This is a genomic window from Paenarthrobacter sp. NyZ202 (assembly GCF_049860755.1).
Classification (GTDB): domain Bacteria; phylum Actinomycetota; class Actinomycetes; order Actinomycetales; family Micrococcaceae; genus Arthrobacter.
Genome location: NZ_CP187556.1, coordinates 146,644 through 158,293 on the forward strand (window position 1 = coordinate 146,644; position 11,650 = coordinate 158,293).

2 protein-coding genes, 5 rRNA genes and 1 pseudogene are annotated in these 11,650 nt (G+C 57.1%); 7 read left to right on the forward strand and 1 reads right to left on the reverse strand.

What is annotated here, in order from left to right; all coding sequences use genetic code 11:
• Positions 1-173 precede the first annotated feature (173 nt).
• From ACPFL9_RS00735 to ACPFL9_RS00750, 4 genes and pseudogenes are all read left to right on the forward strand, one after another.
• Positions 174-3,322 (forward strand): 23S ribosomal RNA (locus ACPFL9_RS00735).
• Positions 3,323-3,463: 141 nt separating this feature from the next.
• Positions 3,464-3,580: ribosomal RNA gene (gene rrf / locus ACPFL9_RS00740) — 5S ribosomal RNA — on the forward strand.
• A gap of 206 nt (positions 3,581-3,786) precedes the next feature.
• A complete protein-coding gene (locus ACPFL9_RS00745; protein WP_426007462.1) occupies positions 3,787-4,038 on the forward strand; it encodes a hypothetical protein in 252 nt (83 codons plus the stop codon).
• Positions 4,039-4,477: 439 nt separating this feature from the next.
• Positions 4,478-4,834 (forward strand): annotated as a pseudogene (locus tag ACPFL9_RS00750) (IS30 family transposase); the annotation flags it as partial.
• 72 nt (positions 4,835-4,906) lie between these two features.
• On the opposite strand, the gene ACPFL9_RS00755 reads toward ACPFL9_RS00750, so the two are convergent.
• Positions 4,907-5,482, reverse strand: a complete 576-nt coding sequence (locus tag ACPFL9_RS00755) for an HhH-GPD-type base excision DNA repair protein (RefSeq protein WP_426005186.1) — start codon at positions 5,480-5,482, stop codon at positions 4,907-4,909.
• A gap of 588 nt (positions 5,483-6,070) precedes the next feature.
• On the opposite strand from ACPFL9_RS00755, the gene ACPFL9_RS00760 reads away from it, so the two are divergent.
• The 3 genes from ACPFL9_RS00760 (at position 6,071) to rrf (ACPFL9_RS00770) (ending at position 11,589) form a co-directional block, all read left to right on the forward strand.
• Positions 6,071-7,596 (forward strand): 16S ribosomal RNA (locus ACPFL9_RS00760).
• A 588-nt stretch (positions 7,597-8,184) separates the two neighbouring features.
• Positions 8,185-11,333: ribosomal RNA gene (locus ACPFL9_RS00765) — 23S ribosomal RNA — on the forward strand.
• Positions 11,334-11,472: 139 nt separating this feature from the next.
• Positions 11,473-11,589 (forward strand): 5S ribosomal RNA (gene rrf, locus ACPFL9_RS00770).
• Together the 16S, 23S and 5S rRNA genes form the textbook arrangement of a ribosomal RNA operon.
• Positions 11,590-11,650: the final 61 nt, after the last annotated feature.

The window sequence follows — 11,650 nt, forward strand, 5'->3', positions numbered from 1 at the left end:
GTGGACGCGAGCATCTGGACGCATGCACCTGTTGGGTGTGTGTGTTCGTAGCAATTTCTTTGATTTAGAACCTGGGACTGCTGCCTGCCTGTTGGGTGGGTGGTGGTTTTCCTGTGGTTCTCTCGAATGGATTCAAGCATCAGCCAGGCCCCTTGAGGGGGTTTGGTGTGTGTGGTCTAGTTTTTAAGGGCGCACGGTGGATGCCTTGGCATCAGGAGCCGAAGAAGGACGTAGGAATCTGCGATAAGCCTGGGGGAGTTGATAACCGAGCGGTGATCCCAGGATGTCCGAATGGGGAAACCCCGCACAACGCTGTGAGGTGATTGTGTGACCCGTACCTGAACTCATAGGGTGCGTGGGGGGAACGCGGGGAAGTGAAACATCTCAGTACCCGTAGGAAGAGAAAACAAGAGTGATTCCGTTAGTAGTGGCGAGCGAACGCGGATGAGGCTAAACCGACCCATGTGTGATAGCCGGCGGGCGTTGCGTGGGCGGGGTTGTGGGACTTGCTGTACTGGTTCTGCCGGACCGGTGGGGTGAGAGTGCAGGTATAGGTGAACGGTCTTGAAAGGCCGGCCAGAGAGGGTGTGAGTCCCGTAACCGTAATGTTGTGCACCGCCTTTGGTGAGGATCCCAAGTAGCACGGGGCCCGAGAAATCCCGTGTGAATCTGTCAGGACCACCTGATAAGCCTAAATACTTCCTGATGACCGATAGCGGACCAGTACCGTGAGGGAAAGGTGAAAAGTACCCCGGGAGGGGAGTGAAACAGTACCTGAAACCGTGTGCTTACAATCCGTCAGAGCAGCCTTGTTGTTGTGATGGCGTGCCTTTTGAAGAATGAGCCTGCGAGTTAGTGTTACGTCGCGAGGTTAACCCGTGTGGGGCAGCCGTAGCGAAAGCGAGTCTGAACAGGGCGTTTGAGTGGCGTGATCTAGACCCGAAGCGGAGTGATCTACCCATGGCCAGGTTGAAGCGACGGTAAGACGTCGTGGAGGACCGAACCCACTTCAGTTGAAAATGGAGGGGATGAGCTGTGGGTAGGGGTGAAAGGCCAATCAAACTCCGTGATAGCTGGTTCTCCCCGAAATGCATTTAGGTGCAGCGTTGCGTGTTTCTTGCCGGAGGTAGAGCTACTGGATGGCCGATGGGCCCTACAAGGTTACTGACGTCAGCCAAACTCCGAATGCCGGTAAGTCAGAGCGCAGCAGTGAGACTGTGGGGGATAAGCTTCATAGTCGAGAGGGAAACAGCCCAGACCACCAACTAAGGCCCCTAAGCGTGTGCTAAGTGGGAAAGGATGTGGAGTTGCTTAGACAACCAGGAGGTTGGCTTAGAAGCAGCCATCCTTGAAAGAGTGCGTAATAGCTCACTGGTCAAGTGATTCCGCGCCGACAATGTAGCGGGGCTCAAGTACACCGCCGAAGTTGTGGCATTCACACATATACCTCAGCCCTTTGTGGTTCAGGGGTGTGGATGGGTAGGGGAGCGTCGTGTGGGCGGTGAAGTCGCGGTGGAAACCAGCGGTGGAGCCTACACGAGTGAGAATGCAGGCATGAGTAGCGAAAGACGGGTGGGAAACCCGTCCGCCGAATGATCAAGGGTTCCAGGGTCAAGCTAATCTGCCCTGGGTAAGTCGGGACCTAAGGCGAGGCCGACAGGCGTAGTCGATGGACAACGGGTTGATATTCCCGTACCGGCGAAAAACCGCCAATACTGAGCGGGGGATACTAACCACCCCCCACCCTGCCCGGATCACCACTTGTGGTGTGATGGTTGTGGTGGTGGCTGGGACCTGATCCCGGGAGGTAAGCGTATTAACAGGTGTGACGCAGGAAGGTAGCCGGGCCGGGCGATGGTAGCCCCGGTCCAAGGATGTAGGGTCAGGGATAGGCAAATCCGTTCCTGTGTGCTTCGAGCACGCTCCTGAGATCTGATGGGACCCCCGTTCGGGGGGATCCGGTGATCCTATGCTGCCTAGAAAAGCATCGACGCGAGGTTTTAGCTGCCCGTACCCCAAACCGACACAGGTGATCAGGTAGAGAATACCAAGGCGATCGAGAGAATTATGGTTAAGGAACTCGGCAAAATGCCCCCGTAACTTCGGGAGAAGGGGGGCCTGCCCCGTGAAACGACCTTGCGTTGTGGAGCGGGTGTGGGCCGCAGAGACCAGGGGGAAGCGACTGTTTACTAAAAACACAGGTCCGTGCGAAGTCGCAAGACGATGTATACGGACTGACTCCTGCCCGGTGCTGGAAGGTTAAGAGGACCGGTTAGCCACCTCGCGTGGCGAAGCTGAGAATTTAAGCCCCAGTAAACGGCGGTGGTAACTATAACCATCCTAAGGTAGCGAAATTCCTTGTCGGGTAAGTTCCGACCTGCACGAATGGAGTAACGACTTCCCCGCTGTCTCAACCATAAACTCGGCGAAATTGCAGTACGAGTAAAGATGCTCGTTACGCGCAGCAGGACGGAAAGACCCCGAGACCTTTACTATAGTTTGGTATTGGTGTTCGGAGTGGCTTGTGTAGGATAGGTGGGAGACGTTGAAGCCCGGACGCCAGTTCGGGTGGAGTCATCGTTGAAATACCACTCTGGTCACTTTGGACATCTAACTTCGGCCCGTGATCCGGGTCAGGGACAGTGCCTGATGGGTAGTTTAACTGGGGCGGTTGCCTCCTAAAGAGTAACGGAGGCGCCCAAAGGTTCCCTCAGCCTGGTTGGCAATCAGGTGTCGAGTGTAAGTGCACAAGGGAGCTTGACTGTGAGAGAGACATCTCAAGCAGGGACGAAAGTCGGGACTAGTGATCCGGCGGTACATTGTGGAATGGCCGTCGCTCAACGGATAAAAGGTACCTCGGGGATAACAGGCTGATCTTGCCCAAGAGTCCATATCGACGGCATGGTTTGGCACCTCGATGTCGGCTCGTCGCATCCTGGGGCTGGAGTAGGTCCCAAGGGTTGGGCTGTTCGCCCATTAAAGCGGTACGCGAGCTGGGTTTAGAACGTCGTGAGACAGTTCGGTCCCTATCCGCTGCGCGCGCAGGAAATTTGAGAAGGGCTGTCCTTAGTACGAGAGGACCGGGACGGACGAACCTCTGGTGTGTCAGTTGTACTGCCAAGTGCACCGCTGATTAGCTACGTTCGGATGGGATAACCGCTGAAAGCATCTAAGCGGGAAGCTCGCTTCAAGATGAGATTTCCACACACCTAGCGTGTGAGAGGCCCCCAGCCAGACCACTGGGTTGATAGGCCGGACGTGGAAGCGAGGACCAAAGACTCGTGAAGCTGACCGGTACTAATAGGCCAACAACTAACACCACACACACTTGCATGCACGCGTCCACTATGTGGTTCCCGAACAACAACCCGTTCAGGAAAACCAACCACAACCAAATAACAACACCACAGTTGTAACCAAAAACTTCCCACCCCCACCAACACGGGGGGACGGGTAACAAGGTTACGGCGGTCATAGCGTGGGGGAAACGCCCGGTCCCATTCCGAACCCGGAAGCTAAGACCCACAGCGCCGATGGTACTGCACCCGGGAGGGTGTGGGAGAGTAGGACACCGCCGGACAACCATTCACAGGTCGAGACCCCCCAACCACGTTGGGGGGTCTCCCACATTAACCACCCACACAAAAACCCCGACCACGGGGCGGGTTCTAACGGTCGTTGCAACACCCAGAATTTTTGGGAGTTGCAACGACCGTGTCGTCTTTAACGGGGAAAACTGCCGGGCGGAGGAAGTACACGCCCGAGCAGAAGGCCGATTTCTTCCTTGTGTTGGATCGTTGTGGGAGCGTGAGCGCGGCCGCTGCGGAGCTCGGCTTCAATCAGATGACGTGCTATCAGTGGGTGCATAAATCACGACTCCCTCAACGGGCCCCCCGGGATCGCAAGGCTGGGCAGCGGAAATACACCCCGGCCCAGAAGGCGGAGTTCTTCAAAGTGTTCGACCGGATCAAGAGCACGAGGAAAGCTGCAAGGGAACTCGCACTGAACCCTGATACATGCGCCGGATTGGGTTCGTAAAGCCGGGCTGAAAAGCCATGGGAAACCGGGCGCGGGCCCTCACCCGGGGCGGGATGAGTACTTCCGGCTGCGCAAGACCGGCGTAAGTCGGCGCAAAGCTGCCACGGCGATCGGGATACATCTGCGAACCGCCGAAGAGTGGGATCAAGGAATCCGGAAGACTGGTGGGAGACGCATTTACCCCGACGGCCGCGTCATCGATTACAAACGTGGTGTGATCACCATGATTCCTCCCGGCAGTGCGGCCGGACCCATGCCGGTCCCGGTATCGGCCCTGGAGAGGCCCATCGACCCGCGATACCTCAACGTCCAGGAACGGGAGATGATCCGGGACCTGCAAGCAGCAGGGTCCTCCATCAGGGCGATCGCCCGCACCCTGGCACGACCGGCTTCAACAGTCAGCCGGGAACTTGCCCGCAATTCCAATCCCCGGATGGACGACCACACCGCCGAAACAGTCCGCGACGGCCTCATCAAGTCCATGGCCACCCTGCCGGCGCACCTGCGAGGCTCCCTTACCTGGGACCAAGGCGCTGAAATGGCAGGCCACAATTCCTTCACCCTCGCCACCGACATGCAGGTCTACTTCTGCGACCCGGCTAGCCCCTGGCAACGCGGATCCAACGAGAACACCAACGGGTTGCTGCGACAGTACTTCCCCAAAGGCACCGACTTGTCCGTTTACGGACCCGAAGACCTCGAGCACGTAGCCCAGGAACTCAACGGCCGCCCACGCAAAACGCTCGGCTGGAAAACTCCAGCCGAGCGTTTACGTGATTTACTACTAACCACCTAACCAACAGGTGTTGCAACGACCCCTGGAAATCGCCTGGACGGTCGGCGCTTTCGCTGATTGCGGCAGGGAACCTCAGGCCTTCGCGGCTTTGGCAGCAGCCTTGGCAGCCTGCTTGCTCGCACGGACCTTGGCCAGAGATTCCGGACTCACAATGTCCGCCACTGAGAGGTATGAGCCTTCGTTGCCGTAGTGGCCCGCGGCCTCGCGCCAGCCTTCAGCCTGGAGGCCGCATTGCTTCCCGAGGAGGGCCAGGAAGATCTTCGCTTTCTGGTCCCCGAAACCGGGCAGTGCTTTCAACCGGCGGAGAACTTCAGGTCCATCCGGGTTGCCGCGGGTCCAGATCGCGGTGGCGTCGCCGCCCCAGTCGTTGTGGACCGTTTCGGCCAGGGCCTGGACGCGTCCTGCCATGGAGCCAGGGAAGCGGTGGACGGCAGGTGTTTCCTTGAAGACCTCTACGAAGCCTGCCGGATCGTAGCCGGCGATGGCTCCAGGCTCGAGGGAGCCAATGCGGGTGCGGATCTTCTCGGGCCCCGCAAAGGCGGACTCCATAGTGACCTGTTGGTCAAGCAGCATTCCCGTCAGCAGCGCGAAAGCGTCGTCACTGAGCAGTCGGTCGGCTGTGGGATCTCCTGTGATGTGCAGTTCCATGTGCCAATCCTCCCACCACGGCACAACGTCCAGCCAGAAACGTCAGCGGAGGGTGGCCCCTGGATGAGGCGGTTCGTCGCAAGCGCCGGGGGCCGGCGGCCTGGACCGGGCGGTGGAGCGGGGGCGGATAGCCCGTGGATCGTGGCTTCTTCACGGGAGATTCATGAGCGCTTCATATGGGACAACGGTGTGTCCGGTTGCCTTCGAGAGGCCCTGCAGTGGGTTGATTTGCGTTGGGGGTTGGGGGCGTGTATTGTTTTCTGAGTCGCCGGGAGCGGAACGGAAAGCCGGAAGGTGTGTACGGGCCGGGAGGCGGCGGATAAATAACTCTTCTTTTCCAATGGCCCTTGGTGGGTGTGCTGCTTTGTGTGGTGCGCTTCGGGGTTATGTTTTGGAGGGTCTGTTGTTTGAGAACTCAATAGTGTGCCAAGTTTGTTGATACCGATTGTTTTTTGATTGGTTGGATTTTGCCGGGCCGCCGTGCACCCCCGTGTGTGGTGGTTTGGTTTTCAGCTGGTTTCAGATTTTTGCATGGCTTCTCCTGTCTTTTTCCGGTGGGGGTTGTTGTGTTTTCGTTTTTGTTTTACTTTGACGGAGAGTTTGATCCTGGCTCAGGATGAACGCTGGCGGCGTGCTTAACACATGCAAGTCGAACGATGATCTCCAGCTTGCTGGGGGGATTAGTGGCGAACGGGTGAGTAACACGTGAGTAACCTGCCCTTGACTCTGGGATAAGCCTGGGAAACTGGGTCTAATACCGGATATGACCATCTGGCGCATGTCATGGTGGTGGAAAGCTTTTGTGGTTTTGGATGGACTCGCGGCCTATCAGCTTGTTGGTGGGGTAATGGCCTACCAAGGCGACGACGGGTAGCCGGCCTGAGAGGGTGACCGGCCACACTGGGACTGAGACACGGCCCAGACTCCTACGGGAGGCAGCAGTGGGGAATATTGCACAATGGGCGCAAGCCTGATGCAGCGACGCCGCGTGAGGGATGACGGCCTTCGGGTTGTAAACCTCTTTCAGTAGGGAAGAAGCCTTTCGGGGTGACGGTACTTGCAGAAGAAGCGCCGGCTAACTACGTGCCAGCAGCCGCGGTAATACGTAGGGCGCAAGCGTTATCCGGAATTATTGGGCGTAAAGAGCTCGTAGGCGGTTTGTCGCGTCTGCTGTGAAAGACCGGGGCTCAACTCCGGTTCTGCAGTGGGTACGGGCAGACTAGAGTGCAGTAGGGGAGACTGGAATTCCTGGTGTAGCGGTGAAATGCGCAGATATCAGGAGGAACACCGATGGCGAAGGCAGGTCTCTGGGCTGTAACTGACGCTGAGGAGCGAAAGCATGGGGAGCGAACAGGATTAGATACCCTGGTAGTCCATGCCGTAAACGTTGGGCACTAGGTGTGGGGGACATTCCACGTTTTCCGCGCCGTAGCTAACGCATTAAGTGCCCCGCCTGGGGAGTACGGCCGCAAGGCTAAAACTCAAAGGAATTGACGGGGGCCCGCACAAGCGGCGGAGCATGCGGATTAATTCGATGCAACGCGAAGAACCTTACCAAGGCTTGACATGGACCGGAAAGACCTGGAGACAGGTGCCCCGCTTGCGGCCGGTTTACAGGTGGTGCATGGTTGTCGTCAGCTCGTGTCGTGAGATGTTGGGTTAAGTCCCGCAACGAGCGCAACCCTCGTTCTATGTTGCCAGCGGTTCGGCCGGGGACTCATAGGAGACTGCCGGGGTCAACTCGGAGGAAGGTGGGGACGACGTCAAATCATCATGCCCCTTATGTCTTGGGCTTCACGCATGCTACAATGGCCGGTACAAAGGGTTGCGATACTGTGAGGTGGAGCTAATCCCAAAAAGCCGGTCTCAGTTCGGATTGGGGTCTGCAACTCGACCCCATGAAGTCGGAGTCGCTAGTAATCGCAGATCAGCAACGCTGCGGTGAATACGTTCCCGGGCCTTGTACACACCGCCCGTCAAGTCACGAAAGTTGGTAACACCCGAAGCCGGTGGCCTAACCCTTGTGGGGGGAGCCGTCGAAGGTGGGACCGGCGATTGGGACTAAGTCGTAACAAGGTAGCCGTACCGGAAGGTGCGGCTGGATCACCTCCTTTCTAAGGAGCTGCTAACAGCTGTCGGTGCCCCTGTAGGGGGTGTTGGTGGTTGTCAGTGTTGCCCATTGCGCAGGCGGATGTTCTGCGGTGGGTGCTCATGGGTGGAATATCAACGAATCATTTTTTGTGGTGGCATGGTTTTTGCTGCTGGTGTTCTGGTGTTAGTACGGCGGTCCTGTCCTTTTGTGGTGGGGTTGTTTGGAAGGTGCCGGGGTGTTGGTGGTGGGGGTTGTGTTTGGCGCACTGTTGGGTCCTGAGGCAACAGGACCTTCACGCAGCTTTTTGCGGGGAGACACGTTTCTGGTGTTTCTTTGTTTTCCTGCGGCCGTTTCCTTGTCACACGGGTACCCCTGTTTTGTTTGTGGGGGTTGTGTGGTGGGGGTGGTTGTTGGGGTTGTTGTTTGAGAACTACATAGTGGACGCGAGCATCTGGACGCATGCACCTGTTGGGTGTGTGTGTTCGTAGCAATTTCTTTGATTTAGAACCTGGGACTGCTGCCTGCCTGTTGGGTGGGTGGTGGTTTTCCTGTGGTTCTCTCGAATGGATTCAAGCATCAGCCAGGCCCCTTGAGGGGGTTTGGTGTGTGTGGTCTAGTTTTTAAGGGCGCACGGTGGATGCCTTGGCATCAGGAGCCGAAGAAGGACGTAGGAATCTGCGATAAGCCTGGGGGAGTTGATAACCGAGCGGTGATCCCAGGATGTCCGAATGGGGAAACCCCGCACAACGCTGTGAGGTGATTGTGTGACCCGTACCTGAACTCATAGGGTGCGTGGGGGGAACGCGGGGAAGTGAAACATCTCAGTACCCGTAGGAAGAGAAAACAAGAGTGATTCCGTTAGTAGTGGCGAGCGAACGCGGATGAGGCTAAACCGACCCATGTGTGATAGCCGGCGGGCGTTGCGTGGGCGGGGTTGTGGGACTTGCTGTACTGGTTCTGCCGGACCGGTGGGGTGAGAGTGCAGGTATAGGTGAACGGTCTTGAAAGGCCGGCCAGAGAGGGTGTGAGTCCCGTAACCGTAATGTTGTGCACCGCCTTTGGTGAGGATCCCAAGTAGCACGGGGCCCGAGAAATCCCGTGTGAATCTGTCAGGACCACCTGATAAGCCTAAATACTTCCTGATGACCGATAGCGGACCAGTACCGTGAGGGAAAGGTGAAAAGTACCCCGGGAGGGGAGTGAAACAGTACCTGAAACCGTGTGCTTACAATCCGTCAGAGCAGCCTTGTTGTTGTGATGGCGTGCCTTTTGAAGAATGAGCCTGCGAGTTAGTGTTACGTCGCGAGGTTAACCCGTGTGGGGCAGCCGTAGCGAAAGCGAGTCTGAACAGGGCGTTTGAGTGGCGTGATCTAGACCCGAAGCGGAGTGATCTACCCATGGCCAGGTTGAAGCGACGGTAAGACGTCGTGGAGGACCGAACCCACTTCAGTTGAAAATGGAGGGGATGAGCTGTGGGTAGGGGTGAAAGGCCAATCAAACTCCGTGATAGCTGGTTCTCCCCGAAATGCATTTAGGTGCAGCGTTGCGTGTTTCTTGCCGGAGGTAGAGCTACTGGATGGCCGATGGGCCCTACAAGGTTACTGACGTCAGCCAAACTCCGAATGCCGGTAAGTCAGAGCGCAGCAGTGAGACTGTGGGGGATAAGCTTCATAGTCGAGAGGGAAACAGCCCAGACCACCAACTAAGGCCCCTAAGCGTGTGCTAAGTGGGAAAGGATGTGGAGTTGCTTAGACAACCAGGAGGTTGGCTTAGAAGCAGCCATCCTTGAAAGAGTGCGTAATAGCTCACTGGTCAAGTGATTCCGCGCCGACAATGTAGCGGGGCTCAAGTACACCGCCGAAGTTGTGGCATTCACACATATACCTCAGCCCTTTGTGGTTCAGGGGTGTGGATGGGTAGGGGAGCGTCGTGTGGGCGGTGAAGTCGCGGTGGAAACCAGCGGTGGAGCCTACACGAGTGAGAATGCAGGCATGAGTAGCGAAAGACGGGTGGGAAACCCGTCCGCCGAATGATCAAGGGTTCCAGGGTCAAGCTAATCTGCCCTGGGTAAGTCGGGACCTAAGGCGAGGCCGACAGGCGTAGTCGATGGACAACGGGTTGATATTCCCGTACCGGCGAAAAACCGCCAATACTGAGCGGGGGATACTAACCACCCCCCACCCTGCCCGGATCACCACTTGTGGTGTGATGGTTGTGGTGGTGGCTGGGACCTGATCCCGGGAGGTAAGCGTATTAACAGGTGTGACGCAGGAAGGTAGCCGGGCCGGGCGATGGTAGCCCCGGTCCAAGGATGTAGGGTCAGGGATAGGCAAATCCGTTCCTGTGTGCTTCGAGCACGCTCCTGAGATCTGATGGGACCCCCGTTCGGGGGGATCCGGTGATCCTATGCTGCCTAGAAAAGCATCGACGCGAGGTTTTAGCTGCCCGTACCCCAAACCGACACAGGTGATCAGGTAGAGAATACCAAGGCGATCGAGAGAATTATGGTTAAGGAACTCGGCAAAATGCCCCCGTAACTTCGGGAGAAGGGGGGCCTGCCCCGTGAAACGACCTTGCGTTGTGGAGCGGGTGTGGGCCGCAGAGACCAGGGGGAAGCGACTGTTTACTAAAAACACAGGTCCGTGCGAAGTCGCAAGACGATGTATACGGACTGACTCCTGCCCGGTGCTGGAAGGTTAAGAGGACCGGTTAGCCACCTCGCGTGGCGAAGCTGAGAATTTAAGCCCCAGTAAACGGCGGTGGTAACTATAACCATCCTAAGGTAGCGAAATTCCTTGTCGGGTAAGTTCCGACCTGCACGAATGGAGTAACGACTTCCCCGCTGTCTCAACCATAAACTCGGCGAAATTGCAGTACGAGTAAAGATGCTCGTTACGCGCAGCAGGACGGAAAGACCCCGAGACCTTTACTATAGTTTGGTATTGGTGTTCGGAGTGGCTTGTGTAGGATAGGTGGGAGACGTTGAAGCCCGGACGCCAGTTCGGGTGGAGTCATCGTTGAAATACCACTCTGGTCACTTTGGACATCTAACTTCGGCCCGTGATCCGGGTCAGGGACAGTGCCTGATGGGTAGTTTAACTGGGGCGGTTGCCTCCTAAAGAGTAACGGAGGCGCCCAAAGGTTCCCTCAGCCTGGTTGGCAATCAGGTGTCGAGTGTAAGTGCACAAGGGAGCTTGACTGTGAGAGAGACATCTCAAGCAGGGACGAAAGTCGGGACTAGTGATCCGGCGGTACATTGTGGAATGGCCGTCGCTCAACGGATAAAAGGTACCTCGGGGATAACAGGCTGATCTTGCCCAAGAGTCCATATCGACGGCATGGTTTGGCACCTCGATGTCGGCTCGTCGCATCCTGGGGCTGGAGTAGGTCCCAAGGGTTGGGCTGTTCGCCCATTAAAGCGGTACGCGAGCTGGGTTTAGAACGTCGTGAGACAGTTCGGTCCCTATCCGCTGCGCGCGCAGGAAATTTGAGAAGGGCTGTCCTTAGTACGAGAGGACCGGGACGGACGAACCTCTGGTGTGTCAGTTGTACTGCCAAGTGCACCGCTGATTAGCTACGTTCGGATGGGATAACCGCTGAAAGCATCTAAGCGGGAAGCTCGCTTCAAGATGAGATTTCCACACACCTAGCGTGTGAGAGGCCCCCAGCCAGACCACTGGGTTGATAGGCCGGACGTGGAAGCGAGGACCAAAGACTCGTGAAGCTGACCGGTACTAATAGGCCAACAACTAACACCACACACACTTGCATGCACGCGTCCACTATGTGGTTCCCGAACAACAACCGTTCAGGAAAACCAACCACAACCAAATAACAACACCACAGTTGTAACCAAAAACTTCCCACCCCCACCAACACGGGGGACGGGTAACAAGGTTACGGCGGTCATAGCGTGGGGGAAACGCCCGGTCCCATTCCGAACCCGGAAGCTAAGACCCACAGCGCCGATGGTACTGCACCCGGGAGGGTGTGGGAGAGTAGGACACCGCCGGACAACCATTCAGGTCGAGACCCCCCAACCACGTTGGGGGGTCTCCCACATTAACCACCCACAC

Coding starts and splice junctions, on each gene's coding strand:
- ACPFL9_RS00755 (WP_426005186.1), bottom strand. CDS start 5,482: ATGGAACTGCACATCACAGGAGATCCCACAGCCGACCGACTGCTCAGT.